The organism is Candidatus Vallotiella hemipterorum, assembly GCF_910593725.1.
In the GTDB taxonomy this organism is placed as follows: domain Bacteria; phylum Pseudomonadota; class Gammaproteobacteria; order Burkholderiales; family Burkholderiaceae; genus Mycetohabitans; species Mycetohabitans hemipterorum.
This window is the reverse complement of record NZ_OU343031.1, coordinates 703883-725903: the sequence shown is the minus strand read 5'-3', so window position 1 is coordinate 725903 and position 22021 is coordinate 703883. Positions and strand designations below refer to the sequence as shown.

Genomic DNA, 22021 nt, shown 5'->3' with positions numbered 1-22021 from the left:
GGGAGAGCTTCCTAGATATACCTGGGCTAATATGCGCATATCCCAAGCAAACCGACACTAGTATTATTAGCCCCTATACTACTTATCTGTAGTTACTAGATTGCTCTATCACTAAATAGTAAGCATATGCGAATTATTAGAGAAGAGCGCCCCGTCTAGCTAACGCTAGGAAGGTCCTATTAGCTGCATGTGGAACAATTATTAACTATCAAGTCAACGATACTTATCTGGACGATGCGCTCATTATTTAGAGTCGCTTGGATTGGCTAACCACAAGTTAGTTAATATTTATCAGAAGGGTAAGTTGCAACTATCAAGCACTCTCTACTCACACAAGCTACGTAGCTTGTACCTAGTCTTGAATAATTTAACGTGTTTAATAATGACTACCTAAAGCTGTATATCCTCGCTGCTTAGCGAGCTGCGTAGCCTGGGGCTATTGTAATATACATAATCTTATATATTAATTTAGGGTAATACTGATGAGGCTAACTAAAGCATAAATATTGATAATTTCGAATCGCTGTAGATATAGCTTATAATCTTTAGTAATAATGAAGCTTGGCAGGAGGTGCTTAACCTGCGCGCAGAAGCCGATTTATTATCAAGCAAGATTCTTAAAACACAGCGCGCGATATTTAATCAATTAAATAATTTTGAACAGCCAAATCGGCAGGTAGCAGCCCTACACGGAAAGCACGAGGACTTAATCAATCAAGTTACTGCACCACAAATGCAACAGCGCAATTACTATGTAGATCTAGACCCTAGACTTAAAAAGCTTGAGACTTATTAAAAAAATGATTTAGCGTCGCTAAAGCGAGATACAGTTAAGCGACATAGATGTATTTACGCAGTACTACAACTGTTTAAAGCAGGCCTTTTAAAGGAGAAACTTTAGGATTTAAAGCATTTGCATTTTAAAATATTCAATAGCTCATATAACCTATAGGCTAATTCCAGCTAGCTAGGTAATGCCTTATACGCATAGCTAAATATAAATTCTCGATAATTATATGATAAAGCACTATAACAAAGTACCTTATCCATCCGGGTGCTCCTAATGCATTGTTCTCTATCGTTAATAATCAATGGGAGCAAGGACAAAAGGCTACTACAAAACACATATTTAAACAGATTTTGTCGAAATACGGAAAATAACATGTCTAATAAACGGCAAAAAGTGGCTATTACAGATCTAATAAAGAGAGTACCGCTAAGTTGTTGCTGAATTGTTTCTTGTATTCACCGCTTGACCAATTTGTTTTTTGCCGATATCCTGCGGAAGTCTTGGGTCGTTAGCTCAGCTGGTAGAGCAGCGGACTTTTAATCCGTTGGTCACTGGTTCAAATCCAGTACGGCCTACCAAAAAATAAAACATTTAACTTTATTTATTGGTTGATATCAAATAAACAAAAAATTTAATTTTTCCTCTATTTTTTAGTATTTTCTTATGTTAAGATTTTTTACTACTTTAAGAGTAGTACTTTATTTATCTTTAAATAGGAGAGCTCTGAATTTTTCCATATCTTCTCGCGATTATTAAAATTCTATTAACTAGACTAGTTGTTATTTAGGCAGTAAATTATTAATAATTTATATTTATATAAAGAAGAATAAATATTCTATTTATAGAAACAAAAAATTTTTCTTAGTGCAGCAGAACGCCTAAAATCTAGGTATACTATGTAGGTCGACAACTATGATAATAGTTTTTACCGTTAAGTCATATCTATATTAAATATTCGTATTGCTAATAGGCAACTCGCATTACGTTGATAAATGTAAATGAAATTGTGGGCAGTCAATACCTTCTCCAGGTACATTACACTCTAATTGAGATCTTGGATTAAGCCGTATCTGTTCTATCTTATCTAAATACTCGTCTGTCACGTCGCCAGTAATGTAATGGCCATCAAAGCATGACGCCTCAAAATTCCATAGCCGTGGATTTGTATCACGTATAGCCTGTTTCATATCCTCGACGTCCTGGTAAACGAGTGCATCTGCTCCTATAATCTTTGCTACTTCTTGATCAGTCCTCCCGTATGCTACTAATTCACTACGGGTTGGCATGTCTATGCCATATACATTTGGAAAGCGCACTGGCGGTGCTGCTGAGGCAAAGATTACTTTATTCGCGCCAGCATCACGCGCCATTTGTATAATTTCTTGTGAAGTAGTACCACGCACAATTGAATCATCGACAATTAATACGTTTCGACCTTTAAACTCAACCGCCATTGCATTAAGCTTTTGGCGCACTGACTTCTTTCTCACCGCCTGACCGGGCATAATGAAAGTTCGGCCAATATAGCGGTTTTTAAAAAAACCTTCGCGATATTCGATCGTCAGTTTTTTTGCAACCTGCATTGCAGCCGGCCGTGATGAATCTGGAATCGGCATTACAACATCAATCTGTATGCCAGGTAGGGTTCGCCTGATTTTCTCAGCTAAGTAGTCTCCCATCCGCAGCCGTGCGTTATAGACGGGTACGCCATCGAGCACTGAGTCGGGTCTCGCCAGATAAATAAGTTCAAATATACACGGATTAAGACTAGGAGACTGCGCGCATTGCCTTGTGTGCATTTTGCTATCCATGCTAATAAATATAGCTTCACCAGGTGCAACGTCTCGAATAAACTTAAAAACAATGCCCTCAAGAGCAACTGATTCGGATGCAATCATCCATTCAGCACCCTGCTCGGTGTCGTGCTTACCAATAGCTAGCGGCCGAATACCATGCGGATCTCGAAATGCTAATAACCCATACCCAGCAATTAGAGCAACAATCGCATAAGAACCCTTAACACGCCGGTATACTCCGGAAACTGCCTTAAAAATTGCGCCAGGCTCTAAAGATAATCCGGTCGTAGCTAACTGCAGCTCGTGTGCGAATACATTCAGTAAAACCTCGGAATCAGAACTCGTATTAATGTGCCGGCGGTCAATACGAAACATCTCATCCTTAAGCTGCTCACAGTTTGTTACATTCCCATTATGGGCAAGGATAATACCAAACGGCGCATTCACATAAAACGGTTGGGCCTCCTCAGCTCGGCTAGCAGAGCCGGTAGTAGGATAACGAACTTGCCCAATTCCACAGTTGCCTGGCAGAGAACGCATATTGCGAGTACGGAATACATCGCGCACCATGCCGTTTGCTTTATACATATGGAACGTACTACCGTTAACTGTTGCAATACCTGCAGCATCTTGGCCACGATGCTGCAGCAGTAGCAAGCTATCATAGATCAGCTGATTAATAGGGGATTGGGAAATTACGCCTACGATACCGCACATGGCATGTCCCTTCAAAATTGAATCTCGATAATTCCTAAAAGGGCATATACGCTTCTATTACTGCCGGCAGGAACGGCTTTAACTTGCGCAAGCAGTGTTCTGTATAAGGCCTAGATATTGCATGGCGCCAAAAATTTTGTCGTGGCAAATTTGTTAATCCTGCTAGTACTACTAATATGAGTACTAGCAGCAGGCCTCGTATTAGGCCAAGTAGCATGCCTAATATCCGATCAACGACTCGTAGGCCGCCGATATCAGCAATCCGGATAATCAACGGTCTAATTATCCGAGAAATAAGTAGTATAGCTAGAACCAGACCGCAGAACGCGACTAAATACCGCATCAGTGCTCCGCCAGGCCATTTTACTGGTATATATCGCACCAATTCAGGTACATAGATCGTAGCTGCGATTAGAGCTAATATCCACCCAATGAGGCTAAATAACTCTGCTAAGAGCCCTCGCCATATCCCTCGAAGCATTGATAAACCAATGACCATAATCACAGTATAGTCAAAAGCGGTTAACATTTTATCTATCACCGCATTAGCTATTCTTTACTTTTACTAACTATAATTTTTACTATGAACGCTCTAAAGTGAGAAGCGCACGGCGTACTGTCCTTACTGCATTAGTCGCAGCTAAACGATTAGAGAAAGGGCCGGCGCGCAATAGAATGTTTTTTTTATTATCGTCAGATTGATACTGCCGTTCAAAGTAGGCTGGCACACCCAAGACCTTTAAGCGGTTTACCCAATTCTGGGCGTCGACATCACTACTTAGTACACCTAATTGCACCACGTAGTAAGTGCCGGCAATCATGTTCGGCTTACTATCCGGGCTCGTCGTATTAAATGAGGAACTTACATCGTCTTGTGCTCGAGCGCGATCAGCCTCAATTGCAATCGGCCTGCGAAACGGATGAGGATAATCTGGCGCTGATTTAGGCTGCGTCGGAATCTGGATAACGATATCGTCGGCAAGGGTTTTCGAAGAAGAATCAAGAATTATCGGAAGTGCGGCTATAGCCCCTATAGCCAGGGCGATTGCACCGATTAGACGTCTGCGCGCTTGCCGTTTTTTAAATGGCTCTAGATTAAGCAATAGCGAATTCGAATCGCGGTAGCAATAAGCGTACCGTTTACGTTGTCTTGTTTGTCTGGCACGGCTCCATTTAGTCGTTTGAAATGAGGCCGTGTTATTTTTGCTGCAGAAAGAAAACAATTGCATATATAGTTGTATCGAAGCCGGTAGAGTGTGAGTTAACCACCTCTACGCTTTGTACGGATCAATAATACCTTATTTGTAGAAGGACATTACACCGGATACAGTATAAAAACTACCAGAAACTACAATTCTATCATTTTTAGATGCCCGACTAAGTGCATCCTGATAGGCAAGTCCTGGATTTTTGAATCGCCGAATAGATACATCTAGGGGTGTTGTACAATCACCGCGTGTTACGCCTAGTGTTACTAATTTCTGTTCAATTTCAATTGTGCTCATCGCCCGGGATGTAGGTAATTCAGTAATGCACCAATGATTAACATTGCTTTTTAAGTATGACAGCATGCTAACAATATCTTTGTCAGACATTGCCCCGAATACTAAATAAGTGTACTGGAAATAACCCATATTAGCTAGATTCTTTGCTAACACGGCAGTAGCGTGAGGGTTATGTGCAACATCCAGCACAATCACCGGTCTGCCGGGTAATACTTGAAAGCGGCCGGGCAATTTAACGTTCGCAAGTCCAAGCCGTATATCCTGTGCGTTAACCGGTAAACACTCACGTAGCGCCTCGAGGGCGGTAATTGCTACCGAAGCATTCAATAATTGATTTTCACCGAGCAGAACTGGATAAGCCAAGGCCGAGCGTTTTAATGAGCGACCAAAGTAGTCCCATTGTCGCCGCCCGCTAACAGTATAACACTTATAGTAGAAGTCACGATTTAATAACCACAAATCAGCGCCTATAGTCTGTGCATACTTAATCACACTAGATGGGGGTAGGAGATCACCAATAATCGCTGGCTTTCCAGGACGTAATATTCCCGCCTTCTCGTGGCCAATCAGTTCCCGCGTATCTCCAATGTAATTCTGGTGATCTAAATCGATATTAGTAATAATAGCACAATCGGTATTAATAATATTTACTGCGTCAAGTCGACCACCTAGTCCAACCTCTAGAATCACTGCATCGAGCTGCTGGGATGCAAATAAGCGCATAATCGCTAATATCGTGAACTCAAAGTAAGTCAGTGGGACTGGCCGTGGTAATGATAATCTAGCACTTTCGATAGCCGCGAAATGCGGCAGAAGTTCATTATTAGTTGCATTAAGACCGTTTATTCTCGCCCGTTCATTGAACTCTATCAGATGTGGCGATGTATGACATCCTACATGATAGCCGGCATGCAGAAGAATTGCTTCTAAAATAGCGCATGTTGATCCTTTTCCGTTAGTACCACCTACCGTGATTATAGGACAATTAAACCTCAGATCAAGCACCTCCTTAATGCAATTAACGCGCACCAGCCCCATATCAATACTAACTGGATAGACGTTTTCTAGATATAGCAGCCAATCCTGAAGAGTTACATGAACCATTATAAGAGCCCCGGCATAGAGCGCTGTTGCCTTATATAACCTCGTCTACTGGTGACTCGTCAACAGCGCAATTAATTGAGCTATTTTAGCTCGCATTTTACGCCGGTCGATAATCATATCAATCAAACCTTTTTGTAATAAGAATTCCGATCGCTGAAAACCCTCCGGTAGCTTCTCTCGAACCGTCTGCTCGATCACTCGTGGGCCAGCGAAGCCTATTAGCGCACGGGGCTCAGCAATCACAAGGTCGCCTAAGAAGGCAAAACTAGCGGATACACCGCCCATTGTTGGATCGGTTAGCACTGAAATAAATGGTAAACTGGCTTCGGAAAGCTTTGTAAGAATCGCTGTAGTTTTAGCCATCTGCATTAGAGATAGAACGCTTTCCTGCATCCGTGCGCCCCCTGATGCGGTAAAGCAAATAAATGGGGCTTTCTGCTCAAGTGCGTTCTTCGCTCCACGAATAAATCGCTCGCCAACTACTGATCCCATAGAGCCACCCATAAACGCAAATTCAAAGCAGGCGACTACTACTGGTAATGTATGAATTGCGCCGCCCATCACGACTATTGCATCAGTCTCTCCAGTCTCATCCATCGCGTCCTTGAGACGATCTGGGTATTTTCTTGTATCCTTAAACTTTAGCGCATCAACTGGTAATATCTCATAGCCTATCTCATAGCGGCCCTCTGGATCGAGCAGCATATCTAATCGCTCACGCGCACTAATTCGTATGTGCTGATCGCACTTTGGACATACATGCAGGTTAGCCTTGATATCATTTCGGTAGAGTACTGCTTCGCAGTTCGAGCACTTAACCCATAGTCCTTCTGGAATGCTCTTGCGGCTATGAGGATCTGTGTGCTTGATCTTTGGCGGCAGTAGTTTATCCAGCCAACTCATGAAAACTCCTCGACACGTAGTCGTATTACAGTATGCCACGAGGCTTAGATTACACAGTCCAGTGCTTGCCTTATCTCAGTGATAAATATTTTAAGTATCTGAATAGCATCCTGCTCGGGTGTTTGCTCAAGCAGCTGAACAATTCGACTACCGATCACGATCGCATCACTAACCTCGGCAATAGCTCGAGCAGTTGCTGCATCACGAATTCCAAAACCAACTCCGATTGGCAGAGAAACCTGTTTTTTAACAGTCGATATTTTACCTGCGATACTAGAAACATCGAGATTTGTAGAACCAGTTACTCCATTAAGAGATACATAATAAAGATAACCGCTTGCTAGCTGCCCTACCGCGGCAATACGCTCTGCGGTAGAGGTCGGTGCAAGCATAAAAATTGGATCAATGCTGTGGCTGCGCATTATGCTAGCAAATTCAGCAGCTTCCTCGAGTGGGTAGTCAACTACTAATACGCCATCAACACCAGCTTCACGTGCTGCAGCACCAAATACCTCGTACCCCATCTGCTCAATCGGATTAGCATATCCCATGAGAACTACGGGTGTGTCACAGTCACGCTCGCAAAATGCTCGCACGTCGTCAAGCACGCGCCGAAGCGTGATGCCTCGCGCTAATGCACGCTCAGACGAGCGCTGAATTACGGGACCATCAGCCATAGGATCTGAAAACGGAATACCAAGCTCAATAATATCAGCGCCGCTAGCAGCTAGCGCATGCATAAACTCAACAGTGCGAGCTGGATCCGGGTCACCCGCAGTCATAAATGGAATTAGTCCTTTACGTCGATCGCGGGCTAACTCCGAAAACTTTCTTTTAATTCGGGACATGCTATAAAGTCTCACGTAAGATCGGGCGGCCTGCTCCGAGTTGAGTTCATTCATCACTAGCGGGCAAGGGCGGCATTCTGGAGAAACCTCGTAGCCGAAAAGCAATGCTAGTGACACGCACAGGCCACAGAGGTAGTGCCACTGCTGCCTATAAATAGATTCAAAGCAAAACCATCAGGTGGAATTTATCTGCATAATTCGCTCGATAATTTCTAGTGGTTTTTTTGTTTATGTAGGATGTACTATGCGCTTTGCATATTAGCAATAGAAACGCGACCACTGACTAAATTTTTTTTAGATTTTGGCTAAGCTGGAGCTATGTACTGTCTTCGAAAATACACTGAGATTAGGATTTTTTAATGAGAAGATTACGTGGAATACACACTGTGTGTAAATCTAAGTGATAACTTTTCGACACTATGGAAAGCCGATATTGTTGCGAACAGACGTAAATCGGCGAGCTGTACTGTGCCCGTATTTAGTACGCACTGGTTCCAAATAAACTTATTGACCATTTAAAGTCAGCTCTTTATTCAGCATACGTACACCGAGCTGTTTAGCCCGAGCTTTGAAATCGCTATCTCAAGCCATTGATATATTAGTAGGTCCAGGCGATAAATCTTGGCTATTGCGCTTATTGGATTACCCAGGATTTAATTAAAATTGACTGGTCCGATACGCAATTAAGAAAATAGCGTTTCGTACGCCTAACCCTAAAAGGGGATATCGAATGACTGTAATGCGATGAGCGCTAGCCTAGCATTCTCCCCTCTATTCTCTAGTGTTGACCTGATTACCTACAGGTCAAGGTTGTTTGAAGGTTTATGGTTCTATATCACGACTGGCATCGTGTACGCAACTCTCTTAAAACGTGATGCCAGCGCGCTCAGCTACTGTATGCATATCTTTATCGCCCCGGCCAGACAAGTTTACTAGCAACAACTTATCTTGCCCAAGGTTTGGGGCAATTTTCGCCGCATATGCAAGCGCGTGGCTAGATTCGAGCGCAGGAATAATACCTTCGATATGGCAGCAATCATGAAAAGCTTTAAGCGTTTCGTCATCCCTAATCCCGACATATTGTGCACGTCTGGTGTCGTGTAGCCATGCATGTTCGGGTCCAATACCCGGATAGTCTAATCCAGCAGAGATCGAATGCGTATTGATAATTTGCCCGTTTTTATCTTGTAAGAGATAAGTGCGATTACCATGCAAGATACCGGGTGAGCCACCGATCAGCGATGATGCGTGCCGGCACGTTCCTATTCCATCTCCAGCTGCCTCCACGCCAATTAACTGCACCGACGTGTCGTTAATATATGGATAAAAAATGCCCATCGCATTCGAGCCACCCCCCACGCATGCAATCACCGCATCCGGCTGACGACCAACTAACTCGATCATTTGCATCCGACACTCGTCTCCAATAACACATTGAAAATTACGCACCATCATTGGATAAGGATGCGGGCCAGCTACGGTACCGATAATATAAAATGTATTTTCAACATTTGAAACCCAATCACGCATTGCCTCATTTAATGCATCCTTCAACGTGCGAGAGCCCGAATTAATCGGTACAACGGTTGCTCCAAGCAGCTTCATTCGATAAACATTTGCCGCTTGTCGGTGTACATCCGCGGCACCCATATATACTACGCACTCCATGCTAAGACGTGCAGCAATCGTTGCCGTGGCTACGCCATGTTGGCCAGCGCCTGTCTCTGCAATAACGCGTTGCTTACCCATGCGTCGCGCTAGCAATGCCTGCCCAATCACATTGTTAATCTTATGCGAGCCAGTATGATTTAAGTCTTCACGCTTTAAGTAAATCTGCGCGCCACCAAGCAGCTTACTCCAACGTTTTGCGTGGTAAATTGGTGACGGCCGGCCGACGAAATGCTTTAACTCGCGCTCATATTCTTCAACAAATTCTGAATTTTGTCGGTATGTACCGTATGCGTCGCGTAACTCGCTGAGCGCATGTAGCAAAGTTTCGGAGACAAAGATACCACCATATGGGCCAAAGTGACCACGTTCATCAGGCAAGTTGTACATTATAACACTCTCATAAGATAAGGCCTGCGGGCCGCGCGAGTGCCGCTGTTTAGCGGATTCCAGTAGTGTCTGATACCCTGTCTGCAGCTCGTACGGCATCAATAAATGATGCCATCTTCGCATGATCTTTAATACCCTTTTCTCCTGGTACTTCGATACCGCTGGATACGTCCACAGCATACGGGTGTATCTGATGAATAGCGTCCACTACATTCCGTATATTTAATCCACCACTCAAAATAGCTCGATGCGCAATCTCTGTTGGAATAAGTGACCAATCAAAAACTTTTCCGCCCCCACCATAGCCCGCTACTAGCGTATCGAGTAGTAACCCTGTCGCGCTAGCATAGCTAAGAGCTAATTCAACTAAATTTATCGGGCTAGTATCTGGCCCGATATGTAGAGCGCGTAGCCAGTTCAGCCTAGCGCGGCCTGCTAGGTCTTGACAGCGCTGTGGCGTCTCATCACCGTGGAATTGCAGCACTCCAAGTGGTACTCCGTCAAGAACTTGCTCGAATAAAGAATTATCGGCATTAACAAATAACCCTACTACAGACACAAATGCGGGGATACGGCGCACTAGAGCAGCAGCAAGCTCAATGCTTACATAACGAGGGCTAGGTGGGTAGAAGACTAATCCAATCGCATCTGTGCCTATTTCGACCGCCCAATCAACGTCTTCCTCACTACACAAGCCACATAGTTTTACTCGCGTCCGACGCGAACGGAAATTTAGTTTATCGGATATAACAGTGGCGCACTTAATCATTAACTATATCCGTACCAAATGGTAAGTGGGCAAGATTAGATAGCGGTACACCAAAGTTATTTGGATAGCATACTTGTAGCAAGTAGAGACCATCTGGTATAAATGTTGGCGCTGAGTGCTTGCGATCTCTTGTAGCTAGTACTTCCGCTACCCAACACGCTGGATACTTGCGCCGGCCCACTAACACTAAGCAACCCATAATATTACGCACCATGCGATATAAAAACGCATTTGCTCGAAATCGTAGATGAACAAATAGCCCGTCTTCGACGATATCAATCGCATATAAATTCTTGATAGGAGTTTTTGATTGGCAATTAGACGAGCGAAACGACGAAAAATCGTGCTCACCAATCAAATGCCTCGCAGCTTCTCGCATCATCTCAATATCTAGCGCCGCATGAATCCACCCAACACGCTTAGCAAGTATCGGTGAGCGTACGGTATGTACGTATAGTACATAGAAATATACGCGCTCAAATGCAGTAAGGCGCGCGTGAAAAGTTGGAAGCACTGGCTTAGCCCACTGTACCGCAATACTTGGCGGCAAAAATGCGTTAACTCCACGAACCCATGAAGATTCTGCTCGGTCAAGCTGTGTATCGAAGTGCACCACTTGACCGAGTGCATGTACGCCTCTATCGGTACGGCCAGCTACAACAGTAGATATCTGTACTTGCGCGAAACACTTGATCGCACGCTCAAGCACATTTTGAACAGTGTTACCGTGCGGCTGTGCTTGCCAGCCGAAAAATTCAGATCCATCATACTGTAGTCCAAGCGCGATACGCATTACTACCCCGCTTAATATGGGATAAGCATAAAGCTTAACTTCCGCGTCTTGTATAAAGATACTAGATCATTTGACATAGCTGCTTTTGTTTATGCACGCATCAGATTTGCTAACTTTATATTCTACGGTCAGATTAAACCTATTGTAGGCTAATCGTAGTGCACTTAATAACATCAAGGCGCGTAAATAATTACGTGATAAGTATTAATAAATTCTGTTAAACTTTTTAAGTTTATATGCTTGATAGTTTAAGCGGCAGCAAAAATTTCGTGTTACGATGGTGCAGAGCAGATAATGTTCTGCTCTGCACCTAATGCATCATATTATGACACCATATGCAACGCTGTATGCATAGCTGCCGAAAACACAAAACTATTATTACTATTACCTCTTTTTCACCCAGGTATAGGCATTATTACCTCGTAGATTAATGTTCAATTAAAATTCGTAACATTCTGCGTAGTGGTTCAGCAGCACCCCATAATAGCTGATCTCCAACGGTAAATGCGGCTAAATATTCCCCCCCCATCGAAAGCTTTCTTAACCGGCCAATCGGCACCGATAATGTACCGGTCACATTAGCTGGAGATAGTTCACATATCGACGTATTACGATCGTTCGATATAACCTTCACCCAATTGTTTGCTGTCTCTAACATATGGTGAATCTCGTCAAGCGGCACGTTTTTTTTAAGCTTGATTGTCAATGCTTGGGAATGGCAACGCATTGCACCAATTCGTACGCATAATCCATCGACTGGGATAGACCCGGGCTTACCAATTCCCGGGCGGCCAAGGATTTTATTCGTCTCGGCGCTTCCCTTCCATTCTTCCCTTGACATGCCATCGCCTAGATCTTTGTCAATCCATGGAATAAGAGAACCGGCCAACGGCACGCCGAAATACTGTATCGGCATCTCGGGGCTATTCATCATAGATGAAACATGGTAATCAATATCTAAGATTGATGACATAGGATCAGCTAATTGCGCTTTAACCGAGCCATACAACATCCCCATCTGAGATAAAAGCTCACGCATATTTTGCGCGCCGGCGCCGGATGCGGCTTGATATGTCATCGCGGTTACCCAATCGATTAAGTCGTGCCGGAACAATCCGCCTAGTGCCATGAGCATTAAGCTAATAGAGCAATTCCCGCCAATGAAATCGCGGCCGCCACGCATCAGGGCATCACGAATCATGTCAAGATTAATTGGATCTAGGATAATTATCGCATCATCTTTCATCCGAAGAGTAGATGCTGCATCAATCCAGTAACCCTTCCATCCAGCTGATCGTAACTTCGGATAGACATCTTTCGTATAATTACCACCCTGACAGGTAATAATAGCGTCACAGCGACTTAGCTCATCAAGATCTAAGGCCCCCTTAAGCCTTGTATTTACAAACGCCGGCGCCGAACCACCCGCATTACTGGTGCTGAAGAAGACCGGCTCTATTAAGTCAAAATCTCGCTCCTGCTGCATTCGTCGCAGTAGGACGCTGCCGACCATGCCGCGCCAACCAACAAAACCTACGTTCATGACTCGCCTTTGAGATCAATTATTCTAAGAACCCATCTCCCTCCAGTATGGGTGCTTAGAATATATAAGGTGGACATAACTAGACACGATCAAGTTTTGATCGTTTTACGAGTGAGAATAATGGTAGCTGTTCCAACAAAACACCCAATGTAGCGCGTTGCTATGCTATGCATAGCAACTAAGCTTTTTTGGGTAAAACTCAAATATTTTAGAACATTATATATGAAATCGTCGAGGGCAGACGATGCTAAAATTGTTTAAAAAACATGCTAATTCAGTAACTTGCATCCTATATAAAGCCCACTGAACGGCTTTATTGATGTAATGCCTCGATAATCGCATTTCCCATTTCGCTTGTACTAACTTGCCTACAACCCGGCGTAATAATATCTAGAGTGCGATAGCGTTGTGCGAGTACATGCTTAACTGCGTCCTCAATCCTATCGGCCTGTTCAGGTCGCGATAGTGAATAACGTAACATCATTGCGGCAGATAGGATCGTTGCCAGCGGATTAGCTATGCCTTTTCCCGCAATATCCGGTGCCGAACCATGTGATGGCTCATATAAGCCCTTATTATTAGCATCAAGCGATGCAGATGGTAACATGCCAATAGAGCCAGTTAGCATTGCAGCCTCGTCAGATAAGATATCGCCAAACATATTACCTGTCACGATTACATCGAAAGCTTTTGGTGCTTTTACTAGTTGCATTGCAGCATTATCAACATACATATGCGATAGTTTTACATCTGGATATTCGATCGCTAAATCAGTCATGACACTCCTCCATAACTGCGACGTCTCTAGCACATTAGCCTTATCAATTGATGTTAAATGCTTTGCACGCTTTCTCGCTGCCCGAAAGGCTACATGTCCAATTTGTCGGACTTCCGGCTCTGAATAACGCATTGTGTCGAAACCTTCACGACTACCATAGAATAGACCATCAGGCGCATTACGAAGCCCACGAGGCTGACCAAAGTAAATATCGCCATTTAGTTCGCGTACAATCAAGATGTCTAGTCCAGAAATAATTTCTGTTTTTAGTGACGACGCACCTGTCAGTTCTGGAAAGCATATCGCTGGACGAAAGTTTGCGAACAGCTGTAAGTGCCTTCGCAATCCAAGAATTGCTTGCTCCGGGCGTAACACGCGCTCAAGCTTATCGTATCTCCAATCACCAACCGCGCCAAATAGAATTGCGTCAGCGTGTTTAGCCAGAGCTAGCGTAGCGTCAGGTAAAGGATGCCCACTTTCTTTGTAGGCAGCACCACCTACAGATGCCAGTTCTAGTTCAAAATGCTCGTCGAGCGCTTTGAGCACTTTTACTGCCTCGGTAATGATTTCTGGACCAATTCCATCACCAGGCAAGATAGCAATCTTCATAGATTACATTCCAAGAGAATTCTACCAAAAGATAAAACATATAGAGATAGGCACTGTTTTAACTGATAAGTTTGTTAGTTAGCCATGGTTGATGGGCTAATCGTTTAGCCTCAAACTGAGTAATCCGCTGACTATGACGCAGAGTCAGATCAATATCATCGAAACCGTTAAGTAAACAGTATTTACGAAACGGTGCGATATCAAAATCGAATCTGTCACGACCACATAAGGTTCGTACTTGCTGCTGATTTAGATCAATTGTTAGCTGGAAGCCGTTAAATGTAGCGGTATCATTAAATAGCCTCTGTACATCAGAGGTAGGTAAAATAATTGGTAGCAGACCATTCTTAAAGCAATTATTAAAAAATATATCTGCAAAGTAGGGTGCAATAATTGCCCGGAAGCCGTACTGCTGCAATGCCCAAGGCGCGTGTTCGCGCGAACTACCACAACCAAAGTTCTGGCGTGCAAGCAAGATTGAGGCGCCTTGGTATCGCGGCCAATTAAGCACGAAATCTGGATTTAGAGGCCGCCCAGAACAATCTAGGCATGGCTCTCCATGATCTAGGTAGCGCCATTCATCGAATAGATTAGGACCAAATCCCGTACGTTTAATCGATTTTAGGAACTGCTTTGGAATGATGGCATCAGTATCAACATTCTCGCGATCAAGGGGTACAACAATACCAGTATGAACTGTAAATTTTTCCATAACTTCCTTGAACTTGATTAAATCAGGTCAGGCTTAACGTTACAGGCATTAAACCCTTGCGCAATCCCCTGTCGATGCAACTTACGTAAGTCTGAGCTTTTTTTAGAGATCGCGCCGGATATATGCATGTCTTACCTTAACTAAAGCCAAGGATTAAGAGGTAGTAGCTGGTTATTGCCGAAACTACCCCCAACTCACCTTATAAAAATAGGTTTATTTTTGTGCTCTGTACAGCGCTTTAAACTAGCTGACGCACATCAAAAAAATGTCCAGAGATGGCGGCTGCTGCCGCCATCTCTGGACTAACTAAATGAGTACGCCCCCCATTACCCTGACGTCCCTCGAAATTACGATTCGATGTCGATGCGCATCGCTCGCCTGGTTCCAGTTGATCTGCGTTCATCGCTAAACACATGGAGCAACCGGGAGCGCGCCATTCAAATCCAGCCTCTTTAAATACTTTATCAAGCCCCTCACGCTCAGCCTGTGCCTTTACTAGTCCAGAGCCCGGTACAACTAGCGCCTGCCGAATGCCCTTCGAAATGCCTTGCCGAAACTTTCGGACTACGTTTGCAGCGGATCGAAGGTCTTCGATACGTGCATTTGTACAAGAACCAATAAAAACTTTATCTAGCTTTATTGACTCAATTGGCATATCAGGTTTTAGCGCCATGTACTGAAGCGCCCGCTCCATCGCATCACGCTTAACCCGGTCTTTCTCTTGCCTCGGATTTGGTACTCGCTTATCAACAGACGTCACCATCTCTGGTGAGGTACCCCAAGTGACTTGGGGTACAAGCTGTAAAACACTTATCTCGACGATATGATCAAAGTATGCGCCCTCATCAGAACGAAACGTTCGCCAATAGCGCGCAGCTTGTTCAAACGCAGCACCCTTAGGGGAAAATGGACGTCCGTGTAAATAATGAATTGTTGTGTCATCAACCGCTATCATTCCAGCACGAGCACCAGCCTCAATAGCCATGTTACATACCGTCATACGACTCTCCATCGAGAGCGAACGGATTGTCAGGCCGCAGAATTCAATCGCATAGCCTGTACCACCCGCTGTACCAATGAGTCCAATAATTGCAAGCACAATATCCTTCGCCGAACATCCATATGGTAATTTACCATCGACTTTGATCAGCATATTCTTGCTTTTCTTCTGCAGCAAAGTCTGGGTAGCAAGTACATGCTCAACCTCGGAAGTACCAATCCCATGTGCTAGTGCACCAAACGCGCCGTGCGTTGATGTATGTGAATCACCACAGACGATAGTCATGCCAGGCAACGTTGCTCCCTGCTCCGGCCCAATAATATGAACAATACCCTGCCGCTGGTCGTTCATCTTAAATTGCGTAATACCATAAGCGTCGCAATTAGCGTCTAACGTATTAACCTGTAGTCTAGATATCGGATCGGAAATACCAGAGCTACGATCTGTAGTCGGTACGTTATGATCTGATACCGCTAGATTCGCACTGGTACGCCATACTGGTCGACGCGCAAGTTTCAAGCCTTCGAATGCTTGTGGCGAAGTAACTTCATGCAATAAGTGCCGATCGATATATAACAGGGTAGTACCATCTTCCTCGGTATGGACGACGTGCGAAGCCCACAGTTTGTCATACAGGGTCTGGAGCATAACGTTTAGTTTAAAGTCGGGGCTGGACAGTGATATTGAAGAAACGGAGTAAGTCAAGTTACATGGATTTACATAACAGATTATGTCAGTAGTACGAAGCTATTCCTCATCTCTTTAACTAAAGAAGTATAAGAGTATAGTACTGTAGTGATACTCGAAATACCCGGATAAATACTAGACACTTATTATTGATGTACTAGGGTAGCTTACTGCAGCACAAGTACGGCAGATGTATGCGTTGCTCCGCACACTGCTTCACCAAATAGCTTATGCTCTATATAAATAATAGCTCTAAGCTTAAAGCGTACATTTGTCATAAAAAGTACACCATCGCTTTACCCCCTAGACTACTGATAATTACTAGTAATTTCAACATACGCTATCTTAATATTTAGCTCACGTAGACTAACTATTTTATAAATCTATGAAATATAAACTATCTTAAAAAAATTTTTATAAGAATAAGGCCTGTCTTACCAAGAGCCGCTCTTCTTAACTGCGCGTGGAGTATGGCCAATAAATAATTGGCGCGGACGCCCTATTTTTTGCTCTGGCTCCGAAATCATCTCGCTCCATTGTGCAATCCAGCCCACTGTTCTAGCCATCGCGAAGATACACGTGAACATCGGTGTTGGGATACCTAGAGCGCGCTGCACAATGCCAGAGTAAAAGTCTACATTTGGATATAGCTTGCGTGAGACAAAATACTCATCTTCAAGAGCAATTTTCTCTAATTGCATCGCTAATTTGAATAGTGGATCGTTGCACAAGCCAAGCTCGTCGAGCACTTCGTAGCATGTCTCACGCATTAATTTGGCGCGGGGATCATAGTTTTTATATACCCGGTGACCAAAACCCATTAGCTTAACGCCGGAGTTTTTATCTTTGACCTGCTTAATAAATTCTGGAATTTTGTTTGGGGATCCGATTTCTTCAAGCATGTTCAGCGATGCTTCATTAGCACCACCATGTGATGGACCCCATAGGCAGGCGATACCAGCGGCAATACATGCGAATGGATTGGCACCAGACGAGCCAGCTAGCCGTACAGTTGATGTTGATGCATTTTGCTCATGGTCAGCGTGCAAGATTAGAATGCGATCTAGTGCGCGTACCAGAACATCGCTGAAGCAGTATTCCTCACATTGGTTAGCGAACATCATATGCATGAAATTCGCACTATACGACAGATCGTTACGCGGATAGACGAACGACTGTCCAATACTATACTTATAGACCATCGCGACAAGCGTCGGCATTTTTGCAATTATACGAATTGCCGATATATCACGATGATGAAGATCATTAATATTTAATGAATCATGGTAGAACGCTGACAACGCACCCATAGCCGCTGTTAGAATCGCCATCGGATGCGCATCTCGGTGGAAGCCTCGGAAGAAAAACTGCATTTGCTCGTGAACCATTGTGTGCTTTGATACAGTTTTAACAAATTCTTGCTTTTGCTGTTTTTTTGGCAAATTGCCCTTAAGTAGTACATAACAAGTCTCAAGGAAATCTACATTCTGCGCTAGCTCATAAATTGAGTAGCCACGATACAGTAGCTCACCCTGATCACCATCAATATAAGTGATTGAAGAATTACAGGACGCAGTAGACATGAATCCAGGGTCATACGTAAATTTTCCGGTCTGACCGTATAGCTTACGGATATCGATTACATCTGGGCCCATCGTACCTTTATAAATTGGCAACTCGATACTTGTCGAATTGTCGCTAAATGAGAGCGTGGCTTTAACGTCTGACGGGGTCATGGCACATCCTCAGTCGTAGTATAGGAAACAATTTTCGATATCACAATGCATGACTCACACCGTGCGTAGCCAACCCAATACGCGTACCACGTCAGGTCGAGTAAATTGTGCGCTGAGTTCGCTACGTGAGAGCAACAAGTTCATTAATTCATGATCGGATAGCTCGAGCAGTTGCGTAAGAGCCCCAATATCTGCATCGCTAAGCGTATGTAGATATTGGTTAAAAAAACGCTCTAAAATCAGATCGTTTTCTAAAAGCCCGCGTCTCGCGCGCCAGCGAAGCCGAGCGAGACGCGGGGGGTTACTATGATGAGTTGATGACATGCCTACTTTAAACTGCCCGGCGCAGCATTAATTCCTTAATCTTGCCAATTGCTTTAGTCGGATTGAGCCCTTTCGGACATACGTCGACGCAGTTCATAATCGTGTGGCAACGGAACAAACGATACGGGTCCTCTAGGTTGTCTAGCCGCTCGCTGGTTGCCTGGTCTCGGCTATCGGCAATAAACCTATACGCTTGCAGCAAACCTGCTGGGCCAACAAACTTATCTGGATTCCACCAAAAACTAGGGCATGATGTAGAGCAGCTCGCACATAGAATGCACTCGTATAAGCCGTCGAGCTCATCACGTTCCTCAGGCGACTGCAATCTCTCTTTTTCAGGGGGTGGCGTATTATTAATTAAGTACGGCTTGATTGAGTAATATTGATTAAAGAACTGCGTACAATCAACAATTAAGTCGCGCATAACTGGTAGCCCTGGCAGAGGGCGAAGAACAATCTTATTTGGCAACTCATTTAGATTTGTTAAGCACGCTAGTCCGTTTTTTCCATTGATATTCATTGCATCTGAACCGCATACGCCTTCGCGGCATGAGCGCCGAAAAGAGATGGTCTCATCGATTGATTTCAGCTTAATTAGAGCATCAAGAAGCATTCGATTGTGTGAGTTGAGATCAATCTCATATATCTGCATGCGTGGTGCAGAATCTTTATCTGGATCGTATCGGTAAATCTCGAAAATACGTTTCGCCATATTCGTCTCTTTTAGGTTAGCGCGTATCGCTCAGAAAGTCCGTGGTTTGGGAGGAACTGGGTCGACTGTTAATGGTTTCATACGAACCGGTTTGTAGTTGAGACGGTTTCCTTCGCTAAACCATAGCGTGTGACATAGCCAATTTTTATCATCACGTAGCTCGTAGTCACTCTGCGCGTGTGCGCCCCGGCTTTCCTTGCGTGCTTCGGCCGATACTAGTGTCGCTCGAGCAACTTCGGTTAAATTAGCTAGTTCAAGCGCCTCGACCCGTGCAGTATTAAATACTTGAGACTTATCTTTTAGATGCAGGGCGTCAGCACGAACGCACACTTCTTGGATTTTCTTGACACCTTCGGTAAGCAACTTAGAGGTTCGGAATACACCAGCATACCGCTGCATTGTCTTTCGTATATCTGCTGCTACCGAGTGCGTGCACTCACCAGACGAGGAGGCCTCGAGCTTAGCCAGACGTGATAACGAAAGATCCCCTGCGTCGACCGGAAGCGGCTTATGATCTTTTATATCTTTTATGTGCTTGATAATATGGTTGCCAGCCGCTCGGCCGAACACCACGAGGTCTAACAACGAATTAGTACCAAGCCGATTCGCACCATGTACTGATACGCACGAGCACTCTCCGACTGCGTAGAAGCCATTTACTAGCTCTTCGTACCCTCTTGGGGTACCCAGGACCTGGCCATGAAGGTTTGTTGGGATGCCGCCCATCTGGTAATGAATGGTTGGAACAACCGGGATTGGTTCTTTAATTGCATCGACGTTTGCAAATTTTAGCGCGATCTCACGAATTGACGGCAAACGCTTCATGATCGTTTCCGAACCAATATGAGATAAATCTAGCAGCACATAATCTTTATTTACACCACAACCCCGACCCTCTTTAATTTCTTGATCCATAGATCGTGCAACAAAGTCACGCGGTGCTAAATCCTTTAGTATTGGCGCATAGCGCTCCATAAAGCGCTCGCCATTTATATTTCGTAGGATACCTCCCTCCCCTCGTACCCCTTCCGTAATTAGTACTCCTGCACCGGCAACACCAGTCGGATGAAATTGCCAGAATTCCATATCCTGCAGTGCAATGCTAGCTCGCGCAGCCATCCCTAAGCCATCACCAGTATTAATAAAAGCATTAGTTGAAGCATTAAAGATGCGTCCAGCTCCACCGGTTGCGAATAGCGTACACTTACCCTCTAAAAGGTAGAGATCACTAGTTTCTATCTCGAGCGCAGTCACACCAAGTACATCGCCCTCAGCGTCACGAATAAGGTCTAGCGCCATCCATTCGATAAAGAAATGCGTTTTAGCTTGCACATTCTGTTGGTATAGAGTATGCAAAAGTGCATGACCGGTACGATCCGCAGCTGAACAAGCACGCTGTACTGGCTTCTCGCCATAGTTCACGGTATGTCCGCCGAACGGTCGTTGATAAATCGTGCCATCCGGGTTTCGGTCGAAAGGCATTCCTAAGTGCTCAAGTTCGTAGACCGCGCCCGGCGCCTCGCGGCACATAAACTCGATCGCATCCTGATCGCCAAGCCAGTCTGATCCTTTAATCGTGTCATAAAAATGGTAGTGCCAGTTATCTTCACTCATATTACCAAGTGATGCGCCGATTCCGCCTTGTGCAGCTACTGTATGCGAGCGGGTCGGGAAGACCTTAGAGAGCACGGCGACTGATAAACCAGCCTGCGAGAGTTGCAGAGATGCACGCATCCCAGAGCCGCCCGCGCCGACAATGACCACGTCGAACTTACGACGTACCAGCGAACTCTTGATTGCAATCATGCCTTTAAACTCTCCAGAGAATCTGTACAGCATAGCCTGCACATGCAACGAGCCAGATAATTGTTAATACGTGCAGTACGAGGCGAACACCGGTTGGCTTAACGTAATCCATCCAAATATCGCGTATACCAATCCAGGCATGGTAGAAAAGCGCGATGAACATAACAAATGTCGCGAGCCTCATCCATTGGGTTGAAAAAATAGCTGTCCAACCAGCATATGAGAAGTTGCCAGCCGAGAAGAAATAGACTAGTAGAATAACTGTATAGATCGCTATAGTTGCCGCCGTTGCCCGCTGAACAATCCAGTCACGCAGGCCATAATGAGCACCAACTATTAGGCGCTTCGCACCAATTCGGTGATTAGTCGACATTTAAAAAGCTCCAAACAATTTGAGAGCGATAGCAATTGTAAGTACCGACGACACCATGAACACGACGATCGACGTTTGTTTGCTGCCTTGCTTTGTAAGTGCACAGCGCATGTCTAGCATCAGGTGACGCAGTCCAGCGCAGAAGTGAAATAGGTATGCCCAGGACAACACCAGTGCGATGAGATTAACTAAGGGATGGGAAAAGCAGGCCTTCAGGAATGCAAAGCTAAGCTTCGAAGTAAGACTCTGCTCAAATATATACAGGGAGAGAGGTAGTAGCAGGAACAGAAGGGCACCACTTATGCGATGCAGGATAGACACGCATCCAGCGAGCGGTAGCCTCAACATTAGTATTTGGCGAATATTGATGTTCCGGTACTCTGGTCTTGATTCTTTCGCGGCTTTAGCCATTACTAGACCCCCAAATTAAGACATCAATCCATGATGTCACGCCTTTT

The 22021-nt window shown here is 44.6% G+C and carries 20 protein-coding genes and 1 tRNA gene; 2 read left to right on the top strand and 19 right to left on the bottom strand.

Annotated features, from left to right (window positions below):
- Positions 1 to 571: 571 nt before the first annotated feature.
- Together KW136_RS02465 and KW136_RS02460 are read left to right on the top strand one after the other, a co-directional pair.
- Entirely contained in the window at positions 572 to 796 is a 225-nt protein-coding gene (locus tag KW136_RS02465) for a YbgF trimerization domain-containing protein (protein ID WP_216796904.1), read from the top strand.
- Between the two features lie 496 nt (positions 797 to 1292).
- Positions 1293 to 1368 (top strand) — tRNA-Lys (locus KW136_RS02460).
- A gap of 402 nt (positions 1369 to 1770) precedes the next feature.
- Here the strand turns inward: KW136_RS02460 and purF are convergent.
- The 19 genes from purF to sdhC all read right to left on the bottom strand — a co-directional run bounded on the left by purF (position 1771) and on the right by sdhC (position 21974).
- Positions 1771 to 3303, bottom strand: a complete 1533-nt coding sequence (gene purF, locus KW136_RS02455; RefSeq protein ID WP_216796903.1) for an amidophosphoribosyltransferase — start codon at positions 3301 to 3303, stop codon at positions 1771 to 1773.
- A gap of 34 nt (positions 3304 to 3337) precedes the next feature.
- Positions 3338 to 3832 carry a CvpA family protein gene (locus KW136_RS02450; protein WP_216796902.1) on the bottom strand — a complete coding sequence of 165 codons (495 nt, stop codon included), beginning with the start codon at positions 3830 to 3832 and terminating at the stop codon, positions 3338 to 3340.
- A gap of 52 nt (positions 3833 to 3884) precedes the next feature.
- Positions 3885 to 4532, bottom strand: coding sequence for an SPOR domain-containing protein (locus KW136_RS02445; protein ID WP_216796901.1), 648 nt, complete (start codon positions 4530 to 4532; stop codon positions 3885 to 3887).
- 69 nt (positions 4533 to 4601) lie between these two features.
- A complete protein-coding gene (locus tag KW136_RS02440; protein WP_420885634.1) occupies positions 4602 to 5915 on the bottom strand; it encodes a bifunctional folylpolyglutamate synthase/dihydrofolate synthase in 1314 nt (437 codons plus the stop codon).
- Positions 5916 to 5957: 42 nt separating this feature from the next.
- Positions 5958 to 6815: an acetyl-CoA carboxylase, carboxyltransferase subunit beta gene (gene accD / locus KW136_RS02435; protein ID WP_216796899.1), complete on the bottom strand. Its 858-nt coding sequence runs from the start codon at positions 6813 to 6815 to the stop codon at positions 5958 to 5960.
- 44 nt (positions 6816 to 6859) lie between these two features.
- Complete coding sequence (gene trpA, locus KW136_RS02430; protein WP_216797449.1) at positions 6860 to 7663, bottom strand: tryptophan synthase subunit alpha; 804 nt, start codon at positions 7661 to 7663, stop codon at positions 6860 to 6862.
- Positions 7664 to 8527: 864 nt separating this feature from the next.
- The gene (gene trpB / locus KW136_RS02425; RefSeq protein ID WP_216797447.1) at positions 8528 to 9721 is read right to left on the bottom strand and encodes a tryptophan synthase subunit beta; all 1194 of its coding nucleotides are present in this window, start codon (positions 9719 to 9721) and stop codon (positions 8528 to 8530) included.
- Positions 9722 to 9770: 49 nt separating this feature from the next.
- On the bottom strand, positions 9771 to 10490 hold the full coding sequence (locus KW136_RS02420) for a phosphoribosylanthranilate isomerase (protein WP_216796898.1): 720 nt from the start codon (positions 10488 to 10490) through the stop codon (positions 9771 to 9773).
- The gene (truA, locus tag KW136_RS02415) at positions 10483 to 11283 is read right to left on the bottom strand and encodes a tRNA pseudouridine(38-40) synthase TruA (RefSeq protein ID WP_216796897.1); all 801 of its coding nucleotides are present in this window, start codon (positions 11281 to 11283) and stop codon (positions 10483 to 10485) included. The genes KW136_RS02420 and truA overlap by 8 nt, the downstream gene beginning before the upstream one ends.
- 427 nt (positions 11284 to 11710) lie before the next feature.
- A complete protein-coding gene (gene asd / locus KW136_RS02410; RefSeq protein ID WP_216796895.1) occupies positions 11711 to 12826 on the bottom strand; it encodes an aspartate-semialdehyde dehydrogenase in 1116 nt (371 codons plus the stop codon).
- Positions 12827 to 13139: 313 nt separating this feature from the next.
- On the bottom strand, positions 13140 to 14213 hold the full coding sequence (gene leuB, locus KW136_RS02405) for a 3-isopropylmalate dehydrogenase (protein WP_216796893.1): 1074 nt from the start codon (positions 14211 to 14213) through the stop codon (positions 13140 to 13142).
- Between the two features lie 58 nt (positions 14214 to 14271).
- On the bottom strand, positions 14272 to 14925 hold the full coding sequence (leuD, locus tag KW136_RS02400) for a 3-isopropylmalate dehydratase small subunit (protein ID WP_216796891.1): 654 nt from the start codon (positions 14923 to 14925) through the stop codon (positions 14272 to 14274).
- A gap of 238 nt (positions 14926 to 15163) precedes the next feature.
- On the bottom strand, positions 15164 to 16573 hold the full coding sequence (gene leuC / locus KW136_RS02395) for a 3-isopropylmalate dehydratase large subunit (RefSeq protein WP_216796889.1): 1410 nt from the start codon (positions 16571 to 16573) through the stop codon (positions 15164 to 15166).
- Positions 16574 to 17046: 473 nt separating this feature from the next.
- On the bottom strand, positions 17047 to 18348 hold the full coding sequence (gene gltA, locus KW136_RS02390; protein WP_216796887.1) for a citrate synthase: 1302 nt from the start codon (positions 18346 to 18348) through the stop codon (positions 17047 to 17049).
- A 54-nt stretch (positions 18349 to 18402) separates the two neighbouring features.
- A complete protein-coding gene (locus tag KW136_RS02385; protein WP_216796886.1) occupies positions 18403 to 18672 on the bottom strand; it encodes an FAD assembly factor SdhE in 270 nt (89 codons plus the stop codon).
- A 7-nt stretch (positions 18673 to 18679) separates the two neighbouring features.
- Positions 18680 to 19384, bottom strand: coding sequence for a succinate dehydrogenase iron-sulfur subunit (locus KW136_RS02380; protein ID WP_216796885.1), 705 nt, complete (start codon positions 19382 to 19384; stop codon positions 18680 to 18682).
- A gap of 30 nt (positions 19385 to 19414) precedes the next feature.
- Positions 19415 to 21190, bottom strand: a complete 1776-nt coding sequence (sdhA, locus tag KW136_RS02375; protein WP_216797446.1) for a succinate dehydrogenase flavoprotein subunit — start codon at positions 21188 to 21190, stop codon at positions 19415 to 19417.
- 4 nt (positions 21191 to 21194) lie between these two features.
- On the bottom strand, positions 21195 to 21563 hold the full coding sequence (gene sdhD, locus KW136_RS02370; RefSeq protein ID WP_216796883.1) for a succinate dehydrogenase, hydrophobic membrane anchor protein: 369 nt from the start codon (positions 21561 to 21563) through the stop codon (positions 21195 to 21197).
- Positions 21564 to 21974, bottom strand: coding sequence for a succinate dehydrogenase, cytochrome b556 subunit (gene sdhC, locus KW136_RS02365; protein WP_216796881.1), 411 nt, complete (start codon positions 21972 to 21974; stop codon positions 21564 to 21566).
- Positions 21975 to 22021: the final 47 nt, after the last annotated feature.